The following is a 22288-nucleotide window of genomic DNA, read 5'->3' as shown; positions in this document are numbered from 1 at the left end:
CCAGGAACGCTTCCTGAACCGGCATGGGCCAACCGCTGTGAAAGACCTCGTGCACGTTGACCAGCAGCACGTCGTTTTCCTCGGCCCAGGAGAGCATCTCGCGAACTCCGGTCAGCGAGCTGTCGGCGGCCTCGTCCGAGAACCGCGCGGCCCGCTCGAACAACGCACGCGACACGTCGGTGAACAACACCATCGGTGCCCAACCTCGCAACTCCCTTCGTGATGCGGCGATGTTCTCGCGCATCTCGAACTTGGCCGCGCTGCCGGCGTCCAGCGGACCGCCGAACCAGATGGAGGCACGGGCACGCAAGAGTTGCAGCCGCGCTGGCAGCGGACCGGCGTTTGCCGCCCAGCCATGCCGCTCCTGTTCGGACAGCTCCCGGGTCAGCACGAAGTCGTCGAAATCCTGCAGGTTTTCCGGGGCGAGATCGGACCAGTCCGGCGCCGGGTGCTTCAGGTCGAGCTTGCGCAGCAGGTCGAGGCCCTGGCCGGCAGTGATCTCGGAATGGTCGTGACCACGCAGGAACTCCGGCGGCTCGGCGGGTGCGAGCAGCCCGAACAGGTCGGGTTCGGGCAGCACCCCGCCGCGAGCGGGTTCGGTCAGTGTCGCCTCGTTCAACTCGGCGAGCAGCCATCCGGCCGAGTCGGTGGTCACCGGTGGCACCGCGGCGGGCGGGGCGGCGCGGGGCGGGTCGTAGTCCGCGGGAAGCGACACGTCCCCATGGCCGCGCGGCTCGCCACCGGACGCGGTGGAACGGCCGGCGCCGACTTCGACCAGCAGACCGCTGGTGCCGCCGAGCACGTGCAACTGGGCATCCCGCCGCTGGGAGGTCGTGACCGCCTGATTGAACGCGTAAGTCCGGCCAGGATGTCCCAGCCGGCGCAACTCGTCGACGAACTCGCCGGCGGACTCTCCGCGCGTCGGGTCGCACGAGATCAGCAGCACCGGCCGCCCCGGGCTCAACGCACCGGAAGCGTGCATGATCCGCGCCAGCTCCCGGCCGCTGATCCGCCGGGTCTCCCCGGAGACAGCGTCCTCGACGGTGAAGAACCCGTCATCGCTGTGCAGATCCACCGCGAGCTGCCTGCCCTTGTAGGGCGTCCGCTCGGTGGCCACCGGCGTGCCATCGGAGGTGATCTGGGTATAGCGGCCATAGCCTTTGTCCGGGGCCGACCTGTGCGTGTGCTGGTGGAACCGCTCCTCTCCCAACGGGAACGCCACGGCCTTCGGCGAGCCGTCGCTGTAGTGGAACGCGATCGAGCGGACATTTCCGGACGGGCCCGGCGCGCTCTCCGACGCGGAGCTAGCCGGTCCGCGACGGCCCAGTTCGTGCAGCCATTCCCCGAACCGTCTGCGACGAGTCTGCGGCGCGCCCTCGGCCACCGGCTCGAACACGACCTCCACCCAGCCCCCGGACGCCCCGGCGGAGCCCTCGTCGAACCGGTGCTGGATCGACACCAGTTCCGAGGTGTCGGCGTCGTGCCGGTTCAGGTGTTCTCTGAGCTCCTGCTCGATCTGCCTGTGCAGCGCGTTATCGCGCGGACCGTGCCCGACGATGCTGATCCGGTGCGCCTGGCGCGGCCCGTCGCCACGGACACCGAGGTAGTCGCCCAACACCTCGAGTCCGGCCTTCTGCTCGACGGAAAGCAGGGGCGTGTCGGCATCGCCCGGCTGGGCCGGGCGCCGCAGATGCAGGCCGAGAGGGCCGTCCTCGCCCTGCACCCACCACAGCGTGCCCTCGGGCGGCGGCTCCTCGAGGCCGTCGCGCCGCAGTGAGTCCTCCGAATACCCTGGCGGCCCGGCCGGAGCGTTGTGCGGCGCGAACTCGGAGTACCCCGGCGGGGCGCCCGGCGCACTCTCGGAGTAGTCCGGCACGTTCCCTGCCCACGGCAGCGCCCACCGCGCGTGGACACCGGGGCTACCCCACGTCCGCAGCAAGTCCAGATACACCCGTACCAGCGCGGTCGACTCCCACGCCGCCTGCGCGACGGCCGCTTCCGTCCGGCTCCAGCCCGTGCCCTCGAAACCGGCGGCGTAGACGGCGCCGACCAGCACCCTGTGCAGCAGGGCGTGACGCTCCTGCCCGGCCATCGGATGACTCGGCAACCCTGGCACGGGTTCCGGTTGGCCCCCGAGCATGGCATCGACCAGCGGAACGGTCCACTCGACCAAATCCGAGGAGTCCTGTCCCGCACGTTGCTCACGTTCGGCCGTGGCCCGGCGGCGGCGCTCGACTTCGTCCTCCAGCGAGGCGAACCTGCGTGCCACGTCCGGGGGAATACCGGCTATCTGCCGCGCCGCACGCTCGGCCGCGGCCTGGACCTCCGGCCACGGGACGCTGAACACGCCCGCCTGCTCCGGCGCGAGTGCGGCAGGGGCCTCGGTATCGGTGGAGAACGACCGCAACACGTCGATCACGGCCCGCAAGCCGGCCGTGGAGTCCCACGCGTCCTTCGCGTCCCGCAAGTCCGGCGAAGACCGCCCCTGCATCGAGGAAATCATCAGCCTGCCCAGCACCGGCCCCAACACAAACCGAACGCGCGCGTGCACTTCCCTGGTGAGGTTGCCCGTCCCGGCACGCAGCGCCCCCAGCATGGCGTCGACCATGAACACGACATCGTTGAGCCAGTCGCTCCCGTGCCCGTGCGCGTCGACATACGACATGAACTGGCGCACCTCGCGGGACCAGATGTGCTCAATGTCGGCTATCCCGTTCTCGACCAGCGCCTCGCCGCCACGGGAACGGATAGCGTCCCAGGACACTGTCCGCGCCGGGCCGGTCAGCCCCTCGGCGCGGATGCGGCTGGTGCGTTCCCAAGCCGCGCGAGCCGCGCGTTCCCACGCCACCGGCCCCCGATCCTTGCCGAGTTCGTCCAGGATGTGCCACGCCAGCACGTCGACGACCGTCTCTTCCAGCACCGAAGTCTGCTCGGGCCTGCCCACCAGCCCCTGCGCCAGCGTGGTCGCCTGACCGACCTGTGTCTTGTCGCCGTGGTCGAGCAGGGCCCGCAAGGCCGAAGTGACCTCGTGATGCCAGCGACGGCGGAACTCCCGATCCACATCGGGCCCGTCCGGTTCTTCGGCGATGCTCTCTTCGAGTAGCTGGCCGACCGACGGTCCGTCAGGCGCACCGGGCCCACTCGTGCCGTCGGCCCGTTCCGAACCACCCAGCAGTTTCAGGGGCTGACCGGCCACCAGCATCTCGGCCATCCACTCGGCGAGCCTCGTCGGGTTCTTCCAGACCTCCTCCGGCGCCAAGTCATACGCCCACGCCAGTCCCGGATCGAACGCCCAGATTTTCCGCACGAGCCTCTCGACCGACTCCTTGTCCCGGCCGGGGCTCAGCAACCGCTTCAACGCTGATTTGAGTTTCGCCTCGAACGACTGGTCCCGCACCGCCTTCGGTACCCGCAGCAGCTCCGAGGCCATCCGGTCGGCCGCCTCCTCCAGGTTCGCCCGCAGCCTCTCCGGCACCTGGCGATACGCCCACGCCAAGCCCGCGTCGAACCGCATTACCGTAGCTGCCGCTGTTTCGCCCCGCCGCCTTCTCAACGCGGAACGGAGTTCATTCGCGCCCCTGCTCGACGCCGTCGAGAAGCGAGGGCGTGCCTTCCACACCGCGCCGTCCGGTTCGAGCAACACCTCGATCTCGACTCCGTCGCGGGTGCCGATCACCTCCCAGCGCCCATCGGGCCGAAGCCTGGGCACCACGCCGGGGTCGTGAGCCACCTGGAGCACTCGTTCGATGCTCTGGAGGCCCGACCAGCCTTCGGGAAAAGTCGTCTTCCCTGACGGGGCGATACCGTCCGTGCGATTTTCCAGGATTTCACGCGCGGTCCGCATGCTCATCCTGACACTCGTCGGCTTGGCAACGCCCTCCGTGAACCTCGAACCCCCCTGCATCTTCGCCCACTCACCCGCGAGGCCATTTCTGGAGTGCCTTTCGATGAGCTCGGTGACCGTCGCGTCTGTCAGGCGCGGACCGCGGTGTGCGTTGAGTGCCACTCCTTCTCCGGACTGCGGAAACGCACTGAGAATCCCGCCGTAAGGATCGACGATCGCTTCGATGAGCACGTCGTCACGCACGCCTTGGACGCGCCATTTTCCGGTTCTCAGCAACTCTGGTGTCGAGTCAGGGAACCTGGCGGCATCGCTCACATTGTCGAATATCATGCCCGGATTCCAGCTGGGTGGGAACTCCGTCTTCCCTGGCTTCCCTGATCCGGCAGCGTGGTTGTCGATGATGTGCTGAACGCTGTCGGGCCCGAACCCGATTTCATTCAGCCCGGGTATCCGGGCCCCGGTAGCGGACGCCCAGCCACCGCGGTCCGGCCCGCCGGGCACCGGACCGGCGTTGCCCGGCGGTCGTGTGCTTTCCGGCGCGCCCGCGGGTCGCGTCCGTACCGGTATCGACACCTCCGCCGATCCGCCGATCCGCGCGTCGTCCTGCCCACTCCGCTTGAACAGGTCTCGCGCGTTCCGCGGAACGGGCACCGAGTACTCACGTCCGGGTTCGATGACCTCCTTGACCATGGCGACCAGCTCGGGCCTGCCGAAGATGAACTCCAGCGCCGCACCCAGCACCAGCCCCGGCTTCGGATGCCGGTCGAGCGCGGACTCGACCTTGGTGAGATCCAGCTTCCCTTCGCTGCTGTGCAGTTTCCACACCAGCGTGTGCACCACACGCTGGGTGAGCCGCAGCGTCGCCGACCGGCTGTCCGCCGGGATCTCCCGCACATGCCGCATCCGTTCGGGCGCCCAGCTCAACGTGCTCTGATCGGTCTCGACGCCAAGGACACGCAGCCATTCCTGTTGGCTTTGGTAGCCCAGCCTGTCCCGCAGGGTGTGCAGCACCGGAGGTCCGGTGCGCCACATGTCCCGGTCGTTCCGGCCGTCCTCGTGGGCGAGGTAGTTCTTCCTGATCTGTTCCAGATACAGCTCAAGGAATGGGTGGTTACGGGGCGCGGCCAGCAGGTTCTGGTTGAACTCCTTGCCGTCGTCGCTCTTCCAGATCGTGAACGCCTGCCGGGTATGGATGACGTTGAGCGGGTCCAGGTTGGTCAGCCGGTCGCCGCCGTCGAGGTAGACACCGCCCATCAGCTTGAGCAGTTCGAGCCTGGCCATGTTGCTCGCCGCGCCGTAGCCACCCGGCGCCTGCCGGGCCATTTCCGCTTCGAAGAACTCCTGCAGGACCATGGGGTGGTCCTTGGTGAACACCTCGTAGATGTCGATCAGGATGATGTTGTTGTCCCGCGCCCAGCCCACCAGTTCGCGCACATCGTCGAAGTACTTCCCGCTTTCGCCCTCTCTCGCGCGCTCGACGGATTCCCTGGACACGTTGGTCACATGAACGAAAGCCGAGTCGCGACCGAATTCGCCCGCCATCCGGGCGACGCCGGCCCGGAAATTCGGCGCCTGCGCATCGGGCAGGGGGTTGCCGAACCAGATCGAGGTCACGGTCTTGGGCATCTCCAGCACCTTGGGCAGCGGGGGTTTGTCCGAAGTGGGAGCCCACTGCTCCCGTTCCGCCTCGGTGAGTTCCCTGGTCAGCACCGCGTCCTCGAAGCCGGTCATCCGGGCCGGTGCGTACTCGTCGCTGCCGAAGCGAACAGGGGAGGCAAGATCCAGCTTCGCCAGCAACGCCTGCCAGCCCGCGGCGTTCAGCCCGGAGTAGTCGTGGCCACGAACTGGGCCGGCCGCCGAAGGCGCCTTTCGCCGGGAGAAGTAGTCCGGTCCCATCGTCCGGCCCGACTCGCCCTGGTGGTCACGCGGGTCGACGGCCTTCGACTTCAGCTGACCGACCAGTTCCGCCACCGAGGTGAAGCCGCGGGAACCCGCTGCCGGGGCGGCTTCGCCCAGCGCGCGTTTCGGCCTGGGGACCGCTCGTGGTGGTTCTTCGTGGTCGTGGCGCTGGCGCTTCCGCGAGCTTGTGGCACCGCCTTGACCGGAGACGGTTCGTGCATACCCGTCGAACACCTCGCCGTGTTCGGTCACGAAGGCGACCACCTGCATACCGTCTCGGGTTCCGGTCGCCCGCCAACCCCCCTTGTCGAGGGGGGTTGGCGGTTCATCGGGTTCGCGCGCGACGTGGAGCAGCCGGTCGACAGTCCCGGTAACGCTCCAGTCCCGGGGAAAGGCGGAGGAACCGAATTCGCCGACATCTTTGGTATTTTCCAGTATCGTCGCCAGGCGTCCAAACCGGACAGAGAGCAACTTCGGCGTCCTGCCACCCCAAGCCCGTGACCACGCGTTCCCCAAATCGCGCTTTTCGTGCTCCTGGACGAGCTTGTCGAGCTCCGCTCCGGTCATTCCGGAGACAGCCGAGTCCACCTGGACGCCCTTGCCCTTCACCGGATAGCCGGTGAGGATCATTCCCGGACTCTCGACCACCACCTCGATGGAAACGCCGGCGCGGACACCGGTGGCAATCCAGACTTCTTTCCCCTTACCCGCTCTGGGAGGCACGTCCGGATTCTTGGCGACATCGAGGATGTGCTTCTTTACGTCTTCTGCGGTCCACTCGACGGGGAACCTTGACTTTCCGGCTACCGTCGATCCGCCACTGTGCAGTTTGAGTATGTGATTCAGGGTGACGTCCCCGAGCCCGATGGTGCGCGGCCAGCCCGCGGGGGCACCCTGAACCTCCCGCCATTTCGCGCCGAACTCATCGCCCCAATGGAGGGGTTCGGTAAGGCGATCGCCGCCCACGTTCGCCTTGTCGTCCGCGAGGGCTTCCGCGGAAGCCCAGCCTGCCCGCAACACAGCCTGTCCGGCGACCGCCGTGTCCAGGGACCGAGCCGGAGCACCATCCTCGTGAAGCTCGAACAGGTTGCGGTCGAGGCTGTTCCGGGAGCCGGCGGGCAGCATCGTGCCGTCGTCGGACAATCGCACGTCCCCCGCGACGAGTTGCCCCCCGTTGAACTCCCAGACCAGTTCACTTGTCGCGATCACCGAGGCGCCAAAACGACTGAGCGAGGCCGCCAGTTCACTGGCATAACACGACACCAGCAGAATCCTGCGCTGTTCGGGCGATTCCGGAAGCCACTGCTGGAGCAGGCCGGCGAACTCGGCGAAGCTGTGGACGCCCTGTCCGTCCCACCGCAACACCCCCAAGCCATCCGCCGCCAGCCGGGCGCCCACCGTGAGCACCCCGGGGAACACCGGCAACTGAGCCGCCGCCGAACCAGCGGTCTCCGTCGTCGTTCCCGGCGCCGGGAAGACCACACGGTTGCCTTCGGCCCGCACAAACCCCGGGGAATCCGAAGGCCGTGGCTCCGCGGCGGGATGGACGTCCGGCTGCGCTTCGCCGACCAGTCGGTCACCGCCAGGAATACTGGACGGCCCAGCCTCCGGCTCGGCGGGGTACCGCACACGGGTACCGGCTGGACCGCCCACGGATGCGGGCGCGCCACCGAGCAACCCATGAAACTCCAGCACGGCCTTCGCGATCTCGAAGGCGAAGCCGTTCAGGTGGTTCGATTCCGGCTCTACCTCACAGAGCCAGCGCTCCACCACCACTTGAGTCACCTGGTCCCGGACAAAGTCCCCGATGTCGCCTGAATCCGTACGGGCCAGCCTCCGCACCTCACTGACTACAGCGTGGTGCAGCACCGAGAAATACGCCGTGGAACCCGGCTCCAGTTCCGCGCCGACGTCCGGCGCCTGGGCATACCGGCTCACATCGGGATCCGCTTCCGGCTCGGGCTTGACCGGGTTCTCCAGCAGCGGAAGATAGCCATCGCCGTAGTCGGCAAGGATCACCCCATCGGGGTTAGTCTCCTGATCAAACGCGTTGTCCAAGGCCATAAGGACCGCTATGGTCTGCGCCCTGGGGTTGCCGTCCTTGTCGAACAGGTGGATCTTGAAGCTCACGAATACCGCGTTGACCCGATCATGATCGATGATCAGCCCGTGACCAGAATCCTCCGTTGCCGTGTTGGCGAAATTGATGGAGTTGGCTGATCCCTCAGCGCTCATGGTCGACCGAGCCGTATCGAATTCCATGATGTAACTCGGGAATTTTCTATATTTCTCTTCCCACCTCGCGACGGTTTCGTCACTATCGAGGACGGCTCCCTGGTAAAAGCCGAGTATCTTGCCGTTACGCAGTGACGGCCGTTCGGCGGGCGGGATGTCGGCGGGCCGTCGGCTCAGGAACAAGCCGTTCTCACCGACCAGGGCGCGCTCATGCTCCCGGACGTGCTTTTCGGTCACCTCACCGACCCTGACCACCGGTGTCGCCAGCGGTTCCTCTCTGACCAATCGCCGTATCTCGGCGGCGACAGCGCGCTCCAACGCCGGCCACACCGCCGTCAGCTCCGTGGCCGCCGCGACCGGCAACCGCGTGTCGTCTGGATCGCGGGCTATCCCCTTCAGCAGGGCCTTGGCCCCGACCATCTCGGCGGTGATGTCGTCGGCCCGGCGCACCACCGCGGGATGTACCTGTCCATCCTCGTCGGCGTAAGGCCCGTATACCCGGCGCTGGGGATCATTCGGGTCACGGAACGGAAACGCGTTGTCCATTCCCGGCATCGGGGTCAGTTGGTGTGACACCACGCGCACGATCCGCAGGTCGTCGGCTTCATCTGCGCTCTCGTCGGCGCGGTAGAGCTCGGTTCTCCCCTGATCGAGCATCCGGCTGCCGGAACCGGCGGCTCCCGGCAGGAGCAAATCGCGTTCCCGGATCGCCAGCACTTGTCCCGGCCCGGACTGACCATCCTCAGCCCGCCGCTTCCGCGATGCCTCGGCCTCGTCAGCCTCGCCGGCACGTTTCGTCCCCGCCTCAGCCGCCGTGGAATCCCGCGCGTGACCGCGCTGCCTGAACCCGGCCTTTCGCCACCATTCCGTTACGGTACGCGGCTGGAACATTTCTCCGGAGAACGCTGCCACCTCGTTCACGGTGGCAAGCTCGCGGGTAGCCGGGTTTTGCCAACTGTTCATAGCCAGTACCCACGGCCGCACCAGCTCGATCACCCCAGCCGGGTACCTCCCACGCACGTCAGTGACCAGCTGAAGCCTCGCGAGCGGCAGCCTGGACATGTATTTCAGCAGCGTCTGAGGAGCTTGCGGATCACCGGGATCAGGACGCCAGTTCCGAATCGCCTCCTGTGACTCTGTCGGTACCGGCTGGACACCGAACGCTTCGAGCCACCACTGGTCCACCTTGCGGTAGGCGACCACGCCTCCGGACAACAGCGCCACCCGGTCCGAGGTGTACGGCCTGCGCGTATCCGGATTCGTCTCCGAGTGCATGCCCAGAACCCAGGGTCGCACCAGCTCGACGACCTCCGGCAGGAATATCCTGCGTGTGCCATAGGTCGTCAGCGAAAGATTCCCGAGCGGCAGCTTGGACATGTACTCCAGCAGCGTCAGAGGAGCTTGCGGATCACCGGGATCAAGACGCCAGTTCCGAATCAGCTCCCGTGACTCTGCCGGTACTTCCGTGCCGCGGACGGTCGACCCGCCGGACTCCGGCCCCGCAGCACCGACGGTTTCCGGCACCCACGCCCACTGCCGCAACCGCCCGACCAGCTCCGCCAGACCATCCGGCCCGAACCCCGAACGCTCCGCGAACGCCACCGCCACAACCGCCGCGTCCCGCCGCCCCGGATCGAACCGAACCCCACCACCCTCCAAACCCGGCCCCAAATCCCGCCACAACCGCTCCGCCGAACCACGATCCGCACCCACCCCCTCAGACCCGAACCACCACTCACGCGCCCGAGCGACAAACTCATCGACCTCACCCGACGACCAATCCCGGCTCCCCGCACCAGGATCCTCCGGCAACACCGGCCCACGCACCCCAGAAACAGCAGTACTCTCACCAGGGCCCGACAACGCCTTTAGCCGCTCCCGGTACCCGGCAAGCACCGCCTCGTCCACCTCCTCACCCGGCGAATCGACGCGTTCTCCCTTGTCCAGCCAGACCTGCGCCTGGACTGGCCCGTCGGCGGACACGTAGCTGATGTGGACCTGGACGCCGAGTTCGGAGAGGGTGGGCCGGTGCCCGTTCTCGGACCCCGCCAGGCCGACCAGGTCGTCCAGCCGCTTGATGACGTCCCTCAGGTGATCCTTGACGGCGTCCGTCGTGGTGAGGTCACCGAAGCCACGCAGTTCCAGTCGCGGCGCGTGGCTCTCGCCGCTCGAGGCGAGCAGGTTATGGGCGATCCGCGTCAGCCGTGTGTCGTCTTCGAGCCGTTGCAGGTTGGTCCGGTCGGCCGTGATCGTCGCGTCCGGCTCCGGCTTCACCACAACGGCCTGGTGGGCACGGGCGATCGCCGCGCCATACGCGGACTTCGCCAGCCGACGTGCGTCGGCTGCCCGTGCGAGCGCGTCTTCGGCGTCCCGCGCGGCCTGCTCCGCACCGGTACTGTCCTCGGCACGAACGCCCTGGCTGGTCAGCACGTCGATTTTGGCGGCGTCGTTCTCGCTGTGCGGCCGGGGCAGCGACAGCAGCCGGTCCAGCTCAGCCGCCTGCTCTGCCCGCCATCGGGCGGCGGCGAAACGCCGTGCCGCGTCGTTCCATACCTGGTCCCGCTGGGCGAAGATCCTGGTCGCCTCGGCCAGGTAGGACGGGATCCGATCGTTGCGGTCGGCGCGCCGGATCCGCGCGGCGTTCTCGGCCGGGAACTCGGCCACCACGGCATGTTTGAGGCCGAACTTCGCCGTGGGCTTGACCACCAGCAGGAATTCGAGATCTTCCAGCCAGGATCCGGTGAGCTTGGCTTCGTCCGCCGACAGCTTGTCCCAGGTCCGCGGGGTGTTGTCCTGCTCCCTGGTGTGCTCGCTCTCGCTGACGGTTCTGCCTTCGGCGATCGGGCGCACCAAGGCAGGCAAGACCGGCAGGCCGGTCCCCATCGGTCCCAGCAGGACGGCGGACTCGTGATGGTGCGAAGTGAATTCGGTCTTGTGCGTCTCTTTCGTGGTCTCGGTGGGCCTGCCGCCGAGTTCGACGCGCTCGCTGGGTACGCCCAGCCGCGCGGACTTGCCGGGACGGGCATGCAGGACCAGGTCGAGGCCGAGCGCGGGGTTCCCCGGGATGGGCAGGCCGTCGTCGCCCATGGCGCGAAGCAGCCCGTTCTTCGTCATCCGGTAACCGAAGGATGCGGCCAGCTCCCGGCGAAGCTGTTTCGACACGGTACCGCCGCCCTCGGTGATCCCCTGTCCCGCGATGGCGGCAAGCCGGTCCGGGTCCAGGTAGACCTCCTCCACAAAGGACTTTCCCGGGTCCGGGGCTGCCAGGTGGCCCGGCTCACGGTGCCACCGGCGAAGGGCCTGCGGTGACACGTCCTGCTTCCGGATCGCGGGGTCGCCGACCGTGCCGAGCCGTTCTTCGGCGGGCGCGGGGGAGAACTCCTCTTCCACCGGCTGTTCCACGGCGACCTCGCGGACCAGCTGGACCTGGGCGTACACCGTGTCGCCGCGCCGGACGGAGATGTCGAACTCGAGCTCGGCCGTCGTCCGCTCCCTCGAGCCGGAGATCGCGGCGGTCTGCTCGTCGGTTCCGACGGTTTCGATTTCGGTCTCCGTCTTCACGGCCCCGAAATGGTGCTCGGTCGTCCCGCCGGCGCCGGCGGCCCCATACCCGGGATGGCTGACGTCGCTGTCCTCGCCGGACAAGGTGACGAGTCCGAAGGTGGTCGCGGCCACCACGGCGTGCGTCCAATTCCGCCCACGCGCGTGGCTGCTGATTTCCGGGAGCCGGTTGGTGAAGGCCAGACCTCCCGGCGCCGGTTCACCGGGGCGCGCGAGCCCCTTCTGCCTGGTCTGGATCCACAACTCGTAGGTCTGCCGGGATGTCTTCTCCGCCACCGGCAACGGGACGGCCAGGTGGCCCCTGCCGGCCTCATCGAGGTGCTGCTGCGCGTTGGCCAGGACCTCCTCGGCCCTGGTGTGGTTGTCGTGTTTGCTCCGGGCAGGCGTGGGCTCGAAGATCCGGTTGGCGGTTTCCGGCCCGATGTCGGAGTGCTCGGCCAGCGCGCGCCGCAGTCGGGGGATGGCCTCGGTCAGGTCGATCGGTGTGGTCGGCGACTTCAGACCGGGCCGCCACGGGGTGGTCCGGGCCGTCGCGGCCGGGGGTTCGTTCACCTCGGCTGCCTGAGGCGTCTCCGTACCGGGTTCCGGGAACGGCAACTCTTCCAGCAGGAGCCGCTGCTGTTCCAGATCGGCGTTCTCGCGTACCGCGGCGAGCTGGTCGGAGGTCAGCCAGACCAGGACGTTCTCTTCGTGGAACTCGTGGGCCGCGCGGGTGATCTCGTCCCTGGGCCGTGGTCCCGGCCCTTCGAAAAGCCGCTTCCAGGCAGGCGAGTGCCGGTTCACCGTACGCCTGCCCGCCTTGCCGTAGAACGAGCTTTCCACCACCTGCAAGGTCCGTTTGGTCACGCTCACCAGGTATTCCGGCTCTGCCCATGAGCCGCGCGTGGTGATGTTGGCGGGCTCGGCGCGCTGCCCCGCCGTACGCGATGTCTGCCAGGAAACCGGCTTGCCCTCGAAAACTCCCGCACCACCGGGGCCGCTGTGAGGACCGATGGTGACGAGCACGCCTTCGAGCTTCAGCGGGTCGAAACTCCACTGCCGTCCGTCTTGGGACTCGATGACCGTGGCACCGGTTTCGGTGTGGCTGGTCTCAGTCCACCTGCGGTACCCCAGCTCCTGAGGGTTGAGCAGCATATTCGACTCGGCCAGGACGATGCGCTGGCCGGAACCGTGGGTGACCGGAGGCGGGGAGACGTCGAAGACGCTGAACTTGCCGAAGCCGCTCGCGGCACCGAGGCCGGCCTTGATCCTGGCGAGCTGGCTGCCGTCCAACGGCGACCGGGCTACCTTGCCGACCAGCTCCTGTCCCAGCGCCACCCGGCGGCCTGCCCCGTCCTCGCGCTCCGTCCGCACACCGTCGAGCCGGCGATCGCCGGTGCGCCGGAGCCGGTCCGTGGCCGGAGGCCCGTCGTGGTTGATCGCCACGTCATCGAGCGGGCTCGGTTCGCTGATCCGCGGGTCGCGCGGCCGGCTCAGTTCGGGTATCAGCGTGTCGACGTCCGAGACCAGGGTGTCGAAGTCCACTTCGACCGAGGAAGCCTCCGGCGAGCCGTCGCCGAAGATCAGTTCTTCCGGTACGCCGGCCCGCCGCGAACGGAATTCCGTGACGACCTCGTTGTCTTCCCGCCAGAACTCGCCGTCCAGCCGGTAGCGCACTGTTCCGGTGTAACGACGGGACGGCTCACTGCCGAGCGTGCCGTCCGGACCGGGATGGCCCACCGTTTTCGTGGTTTCCGTTTCGACCGACCGGCCGATCCTCGTGGACCGGTCGGTGGCCGTGGTGACGCCGGACTTCACGTCCAGAAGTTGTGTGAACCCGAGAGCCGCGAAGTAGAAGCGGCCGACCAGCGCCCCGCCGAAAGACTTCTTCGCTCGCCGGGTGACATCCGTTGTGCCCTCGGTCGAGCGAACGGTCTCCGGGCCGCGCTGACCGTCGACCTGGTCGCCCCGCACGGCGGTCTCGATTTCCCTGGTGACCTCGATGAGCACGTGGTCGGTGTACCTCGTGCCCTCGCGCCTGAACGCCAGGGTGGTCACCGGGCTCGCGCCGAGCTGATCGTCGCGCAGCTTCCTCCGCGCCTCGGCGGCTCGCCCGACCTGCTCCGCCAGCTCGCGGCTGAGCCTTCCGGTGACGGCCGGGTCGTCGGGATCGACGAGGAAATCGGTGTCTCCCCACCTCCAGAGCCGGCTTTCGCCCTGCCCTGGAACCTTCCGCAGCGTCTCGATGACCAGCTTCGCCAGCCGGTCGCCCGCCCCGGTGTGTTCGAGCATCGCGCGGTGCAGCACCGCGGGCGGCTGCGCTCCCGCCGTCGTCGGCCCCGCGGGGCCGGCGACGATTCCGGTCGCCCGAGCCTCCTCGGCCGTGGTCACCCGGTAGGAGGTGAGGGCGCCGCGGAACGTGATCGGCGGCCTGCCCACCACCCGAACCTCCACATCGGACTCGGCGAACCAGATGACGCCGTTCTCCGTGGTGGTCTTGACGTCCTTGCCGGTGTTCTTCGCCTTCGACGTGTACTGGTGGGTATTCGCCCCCGAGCCCATCACCTGTCCCCCACCGGCCGGTTTGACCACTCCCAAATCGCCCAGCGCGCCGCCCGCGAGTTCGAGCATCTTCTGGTGAGTGGCGCTGGTGGTGTTCGCGACGCCGTCGCCTTCGCGCCGTGTGCGCGTGACCTTCAGCCCGTCGACGTCCTCGACATGCTGGTGTCGGCGGGTCACCAACCGCATCTGCACCTGCGCCCGGATGGTCCGCCGTGCCTTCAACCTGTTGGCGCCCTTGACGAGGGTGCCCACGTCCACCCACCCGCTCGCCCCGTCCTCCTGCTGTGTCGGCGTGATCTCCATCGACTGCAGTTTTTGCGCTATCACCGCGTCGCTGAGGAACTCCTGGACGATCTTCTGCTCAGCCTCGTCGAGGCGGGGCAGCACCTTCCGCAGGTAGGACTTGACCTTGCCGAAGGTCCCCGGTTGCTGAAGGTTCTTGCCCTTGTGGGTCGCCGGCGCATGGGGGTCCAGGTGCACATCGATGACCCCGGCGCGCGGAAGCCGACGGCCGACCGGCCGCCAGCCGTCGGCCTGCGGCGCAGGAAGACTCTCCGGCACGGTCATCGGCGCCGGTATCGGGGAGCGGCCCAGTGTCCGCTCCTGCACGATCGCGTTGCCGCGGTCGAACACGGACACCACTGTCCGGAACGGAACCTCCGCGTTGCGCAACCGCCGGGGCACCTCGTACTCGACGGTGTGGCCGGCCTCGCGCGTCACCGTTTCGTCCCGCGTCGTGTTCGGACGAAGGAAGGTGGCGACGGCCTTGATAGCACCGAAGAAGCCGACTCCCGGCGTCGGCATGACGGCGATCACCCGGTGCGCACGGTCCTGATGGAGTGTCCGGTTCAGCACGGCGGTGTTGTCCGACGACTCGTGGCGCCCGGACACCTGTCCCGGCGAATCCGCACCCGGCTCGCGAGCCTGGCCGAAATCGAACTCCGTGCGTACCAGGACGTCGAGCTTCCGGCTGCCCGCGGTGACCTCGAACCACTTCCCGGTACCGCCTGCCAGCTCCTCCGGGCGCTCCGCCAGCTTGGTTTGGATAGCGTCCAGGCCGGTGATCTTCGACGCCTCCGGCAGCAGCCGCCGCAGATCACCGACCGCCTGGTCGACTTCGGCGACCCGGCCGGCCATGCTCGCACCGCCCAGGGTGCGGGCCGGGGTGAAGTCCGGCTCGGCGTCGTGCCGCCGGTTCTCCGCCGCTGTGCCGGGATCGGCGCCGTCGTCGTCCGCTGTCTCCTTGGCCGTCGGTTGCTGCTCCGGCTCTGGCTCCGCCACTGGTGTCGGATCGGACGACCCTTCTGGCTCCGGCCGCGACGCCGGCAGTCGAGTCGCCTCGCTCGACGAACCGGAAGGCGACTCACCAGGGAAGATCTCCTGCCGCGGTGGCAGCGGGGCACCACCCTGCGCCCCAGGCCCTTCACCCGACAACACCAACGGATCCACCACCCCGCCGGACACACCAACCCCTTGCGACGGCCGCGCCCCCAGAAAATGCCCACCATCCAAATCACGCTGAAGCAACACCACAGTCGCCGCACCCGGCACACCGCCAGCCTCATGCGACCGCACCACACCCGACTCATCCACCACCGCCACGCGAAGACCGGTCATCTCCGCCACCGCAGCCACGACCAAATCCGCCAGACCCCCGACAGACACACCCGGCTGACCCAGCGCAGCGACATAAACTTCAAAAATCTCTTCAAGACCATCGTTAAAACGGGCAGCATTCGAATCTTCACTCAAATACTCGACCACACTGCTACGCAAATTCTCCGGCGAACCGTACACTGCTTCAGCATCCGGAATAACAGCAAACAAAGCAGCGAACAAACTATCACCGGACGGCGCCACCGGAACAGGATCGAACCTCAAACCAGCCAAAACCTCCAACTGATCCTCCGTCGGACCATGACCAGCAAAATCGGGCCCGCCGGCAACACCCTCTTCCACAACAACGTCCTCAGCACGAGCTTTACCCTGCGCCACACCCAGATAAAAACCCTCACCTCCCGTACCATGAACCAACACCACAGTCCCATTCCCCGCGAACTCCCCACCATAATCCCGATACCCACCACCCCCCTCCAACACACGGACACCCACACCGAACACATTGGCCAAAGCCGTCAACACCACCTCATCCAGCCCCGCCAACGACCTATCCGACCCAAGCTCAGTAATCGCCTCCGAACTATTCGGCAAATCGGCATACCGACCCCAATTACCCCTAAGCTCACCAACCAGCCGCTCACGCACAACATCACCACCAGGAACATCCACCACCCCCCGCGCCCCCGACACAAAAGCAGCAAAAACACTACTCACACCAGCAATCGCCAGCTCACCACCAAGCTCCCGAACATAGCCGGTCGCAGTGTTCCTGTTCAGACCATATCCGGCAGCCTGGGAATACTCGACAAGTTCCCTTCCGGATGGTTGCCTGTTCGTCCGCAAAGCCTCGGCATAATACTCCCGAACAAGAGACATCACCAACGGTGCCGACAGAACCGGCAAACGCAGGTCCGAGATTCCCAATTCGCCCCTGATCTCACTCACAACAGAACGCAAGACCTTATTGCCGACGCCCGCTTTTACACCATCGACCGACCGACTGAACAAAGCCGACCTGATCGAACTTTTCGGCGCCTCAGGGTTTTTAATCAAATAACTCCGGACACGTGCCTTCAAATCCTCAATATCGACGCCCTTCCCGCGAACCTCAAACGGCACACCTGCCTGCCGCTTAACCTCTCGAAACCACTTTTTCTTGGTTTCGACGGGGGTCTCGTCGACCGGGATTTCGTTCTTCCTCAGATACTCGTCATATTTTTTCCAATCGACTTTTTCACCTTTTGCTTTGCTCTCGTCAAGAAGCTGCTTCCCGAGTTCGATCGCACGCGCCCTCGTTTCTTTCCCTCCACCGCCACCCGCACCCGCAGCGGAACTCCCCACACCGGCATCAGCACCCTCCCCCTGGTCCGCAGGCAGACCCACCGGGAACACCGTGAGATCACCCACCGTCCGGCCGACCAGTTCCCGCGTCTCCAGCTCGGTCAACCAGCCGTCCCGCTCACCCAGCAGAGATCCCAGCCACCCCGCAACATCCTGGCCAGGCCCGGCCTTCACCGGCTCAGACGAAACCGTCGAACCTTCACCATCCAAACCCTTGTCGCCCACCACACCCGGCGGCAAACCAAGCAACTCCACGTAAGACGGCGGCAGAGGCTCATAAGCAGACGGAGCAACCTCGTCCGCAAAATCCGTCAACCCATCCTCGACGTCACTCCCAGACACCAAACCAGGCTCCGCCGGACCCTCCGATTCCGGCTCCGCTACCCCAGAATGGTTACGCTCACGAAGCAGTTCGTCGGCAATAATCGTCGCGGGACGCCCCGGAGTCCGCAACGCCGCCGAATCAACCCACGCATACCGCGCCTCCAAATCCACCCCACGAACCAAGCCGTTGGCAAACCCGTCCACATCACCGGAATATGTGCGACGAACAACATTCCTGATCTCATTGAACACATCGAACTTCAATTCCGAGAAGAACCCCGGATCAGACGAATCCTCAACCCGCCAACCACCAGACCCCAGCTCCGGCTCCGGCTCTGCCGCGGGCGGCGGACCGGACGACCCCTCCGGCTCCAGCCGCGACGCCGGCAGCCGAGCGACTCCACTCGACGAACCGGAAGGCGACTCACCAGGGAAAATCTTCTGCTGAATTGGCAGCGGCGCACCACCCCGCAACCCAGGCCCTTCGCCCGGCAACACCAACGGGTCCACCACCCCGCCAGACACGCCAACCCCTTGCGACGGCCGCGCCTCCAGAAAATGCCCACCATCCAAATCACGCTGAAGCAACATCACAGTCGCCGCGTCCGGCCCACCACCGAACTGGTCGGACTGATGCGACCGCACCGCACCCGACTCATCCACCACCGCCACGCGAAAACCGGTCATCTCCGCCACCGCGTCCACGACCAAATCCGCCAGGCCCCCGACAGGCACACCCGGCTGACCCAGCGCAGCGACATAAACTTCAAAGATCTCTTCAAGACCATCGTTAAAACGGGCAGCATGTGAATCTTCACTTAAATACTCGACCACACTGCTACGCAAACTCTCCGGCGAGCCATACACTGCTTCAGCATCCGGAATAACAGCAAACAGAGCAGCGAACAAACTATCACCGGACGGCGCCACCGGAACAGGATCGAACCCCAACCCAGCCAAAAACTCCAACTGCCCCTCCGTCGGACCATGACCAGCAAAACCAGGCCCGCCGGCAACACCCTCTTCCACGCCACCATCAACAATTTCCTCGGCACGAGCTTTACCCTGCGCCACACCCAGATAAAAACCCTCACCCTCCGCGCCATGAAACAACACCACAGTCCCATTCCCCACGAACTCCCCACCATAATCCCGATACCCACCACCCCCCTCCAACACACGGACACCCACACCGAACACATTGGCCAAAGCCGTCAACACCACCTCATCCAACCCCGCCAACGACCTACCCGAACCAAGCTCAGTAATCGCCTCCGAACCATTCGGCAAATCGACATAACGACCCCAATTACCCCTAAGCTCACCAACCAACCGATCACGCACAACATCACCACCAGGAACATCCACCACCCCCCGCGCCCCCGACACAAAAGCAGCAAAAACACTACTCACACCAGCAATCGCCAGCTCATTACCAACCTCCCGAAGATAGTCGCGAGCAGTATACGCGCTCAAACCATATCCGGCAGCCTGGAAATACCTGACAAGACCAACCCCAATAGGCCTCCCGCCTGTCCGCAAAGCCTCGGCATAATACCCCTGAACAAGAGACATCACCAACGGCTTCGACGACGACTTCGACAGGCTCGGCAAGTGTCTGCGCGAGATACCCAGCTCGGCCCTGACCTCTTGCACAACAGACCACAAGACGCTGTCCTCGACGCCCTCTTTTACACCATCGACCGGCTGACTGAACAAAGCCGACCTGATCAACTTCATCGACGCATCACGGTTTGTAGCTAAATAGCTCCGGACACGCGCCTTCAAATCCTCACGACCGACACCCTTCCCACGAACCCGCAGCTCACTGACCTTCCTCCTAACCGATTGAAGCCACTTCTTCTTGGTTCCGGGGCGAAACCCGTCGACCGCGATTCCGTTCTTCCGCAGGTACTCGTCAAATTTTCTCCAATCGACTCTTTCGCCTTTTGCTTTGCTCTCGGCAAGAAACTGCTCACCGAGTTCGATCGCACGCGCCTTCAGAGCCGCGCGATCGGCAAGCTTCCCAAGAACCCGAATCGGCTTACCGGCCTGCTCCTTAACCTCTCGAAACCAGTGTTTCTTGATGTCGACGGAGATCTCGTCGACAGGGATTCCGTTCTTCCTCAGGTACTCGTCATATTTTCTCCAATCGACTTTCTCACCTGCTTCGCTCTCGCCAAGGAGCTTCACCCCGAGTTCGATAGCACGCGCCTTCGTTTCTTTCCTTCCACCGCCACCCGCACCCGCAGCGGAACTCCCCACACCGGCATCAGCACCCTGCGGCTGGTCCGCAGGCAGCCCCACCGGGAACACCGTGAGATCACCCACCGTCCGGCCGACCAGTTCCCGCGTCTCCACCTCGGTCAACCCGCCGTCCCGCTCACCCAGCAGAGACCCCAGCCACCCCGCAACATCCTGGCCAGGCCCCGCCTTCACCGGCCCAGACGAAACCGTCAAGCCCCTGTCACCCAACCCCTTGCCACCGCCTATCTCCGGCGGCAAGCCAAGCAATTCGGCATATGACGGCGGCGGAGGCTCATAAGGCGGCGGAGCGGCTTCGTCCACAAGACCCGCCGACCCGTCCTCGACGTCACTGCCCGGCACCGGGGCACCATCCGACTCGAGCGCCGCCTTCACCACTGCCGAATCGCCCGGTACCCGCTGGGTCGCGAGCGCGTCACCGACCGAACTCGCCCTTCCCGACGGCTGCGAGGTGGGCTGCCAGCCGTCGGGTTTGCCGGCGGATGACTTGCTCACGACGGGCTGCTCCCCGCCCGGTGTCTGCGCGGAACCCGGCGAAACGACGGGCGGCGCGCCGGCCTGGTCCGTGCCCGGACCGTCCTGGCGCTGAGCGGCCGCCGGATCCGAGTACTTCACATCGACTTGGCGACCTGGCGGCTTCGGCGAGCCCTCCGGTGCGGCCTGCGGCTCGCCGTCCGTTCGCCGCTGGTCGAGAGAGTGCTCCGGGCCAGGATCGGTAAGCCGCGATTCGACCGTCCGTTCCGGGCTCATACCCTGGCCCTGTTCACCGCCTGGCGCCCTGGCCGCGGGAGCTTCGGGTGTGCCCTGCTGGCTCGGCGGCCGCTGAGCAGTGGAGACCGGAGGCGCCCCGCTCTCCTGACGCGGCGAACTTCCTTGGTGTCCCGCGAACCCGTCAGGCTGCCCGGCCTCGGCGGCGGGCCCCCGTTCCGACACGGTCCGGATCTGGTTCGAGTCGTCCGGCACGTACTCGTGTCCCGGCGGCTGCTTCCCGCCGTCCGGCGCCGAGTCCGCTCCGCCGGAGACCGCCTGTTCGCGCGGTCCGACCGACCGGGACAGCGTCTCCTGGCCTGTCTCGTTCCCGTGAGCCGGCCGTGCGGACGCGGCGTCGACGGACTGGCCGGCATCGCCTTTCGTGGACGGTCCGGGGCGCGAGTCCGCGCCAGGGCTGGACTGCTGCGAACCTCGCGGCTGCCCGGAACCGGCGCTGCCTGCCTGTGCGCCCTGACCGTTCGAGATCGGCACCTGCTGCGCGGAAGCACCGCCCTGTTCCTGGATGAACACGGTGCCGAACCGCTGGTTGTCCGCTCCGGTCACCGGCAGGTGCCGCATCGCGCCGCCGGGCGCACCGGTCGCCGGGGAGTTCGCGGCCGACTCGGATCGTGCGCTGTCGACCGACGATACCGACCGGTTGTCGTCATGACCCGCGCTCTCGGAGCGGGTCCGCGCGTCTTCCGCGGTGAGGTCGCCGTCACGGCCTGCCCCAGCCTTGTCCGAGAAGCCCTGGCCGCCCTCGGAATCACGGTCGCCTTCCGGCGCGGGTTTGGTGTCGTGCCCGCCGCCCTCGGACGGTGGAGCGTCGGTCTCCATCCGCATGGTGAGCCCGCGCGAGTCCGTGAGGTCGGGGAGGTGCTCCAGCAGGTGCTTGGCGATCTTCTTGCCGTGGTTGCCGGCGTGGTCGAGTGGGCCGAACTCGCCGAGCATGCCCTCCCACCACTCGCCGTCGTCGCCGGTGGCGAGGAAGACCAGTGGGTTGGTCAGCACGATCGCGAGTGCCTGGCCGAGCGCGTGCGCGACGTGGCCGAACGCGCGCCAGTTCTTCGGGACCTTGGGGAACTGCTTCGACAGCGTCCGCCCTATACCGCTGACGATGCCGGCTCCCGCACCGCCGATGGCACCGCCGGCGCCCATTTTCCAGACCGACTTGCTGTCGAACTCCTCCCGCAGCCCGCCAGGCGCCAGCTGTATGCCCTGGATCGACGCGTCCAGCCCGGCCATGAACGCCGCACCACCGGCACCGAACTTGACCGCGTTCAAGAGAATGTGGGGCGCCTTCTTGAAAAGCTCCCGGAGCCCCGCGAGCGCGGCGGGGCCTGCCTTCGCGAGCGCCTGCTGCAGCAACCGCAGGACCACGCCCTTGAGAATCGCCTTCCCGACCTCCCGGAAAGCCGTGACGACAAGGCCCGCCAAAAAGGGCATGACCGAATAAAGGAGAGCGATGAACGAGACCAGCGCGATAACGGCGAAAGCCACCAGCAAGATCATGGATTTTTCGACATCGGCGGCGGTCTGCCCGACCATCGACTTCAACTCGGCGCCGATTTCGACAAGCCCCTCGGCCTGCGGGATGAGTTCGTCGTCGATATACCGCAACAATTGGCCGGACGAATTCCCGTCCATGCCGTCGTCGAACTTCTCCCTGGCTCTGCGAAGTTCCGGAAGCAGCTCCTCGACCGCGGCGCCGTAATCTCGCCAGAGATCTCGAAGGAAAATCATTCCTTCAAGGTTGGCTTCCGGCCAGCGCAGGCCGACGACCACTTGGAAGAACCTCTGGAGATCGTCCGGAAGCTCGGTCGGCTTGAAGACTCCGGAAGCGCCGGACTCGTCCCCAGGACCGTTACGCTCGGCGCCTCCCTTGCCGCTGCCGACGCCGCCCTTCAT

Annotated in this window: 1 protein-coding gene (running past one end of the window); it reads right to left on the bottom strand. The window is 66.5% G+C overall.

Annotated elements, in window-relative coordinates; genetic code table 11:
- Window positions 1-22288, bottom strand: the 5' portion of a protein-coding gene (locus tag ACLJQ7_RS25820; protein WP_410650747.1) for an EndoU domain-containing protein. It extends 5375 nt beyond the left edge of the window; 22288 of the gene's 27663 nt are visible here — the first part of the coding sequence; it begins with the start codon at window positions 22286-22288; its stop codon lies beyond the left edge, outside the window.

This window comes from Amycolatopsis sp. cmx-4-54, from assembly GCF_046548895.1.
In the GTDB taxonomy this organism is placed as follows: domain Bacteria; phylum Actinomycetota; class Actinomycetes; order Mycobacteriales; family Pseudonocardiaceae; genus Amycolatopsis.
The sequence above is the reverse complement of the archived record's forward strand: the minus strand, read 5'-3'. Positions and strand labels throughout refer to the sequence as shown.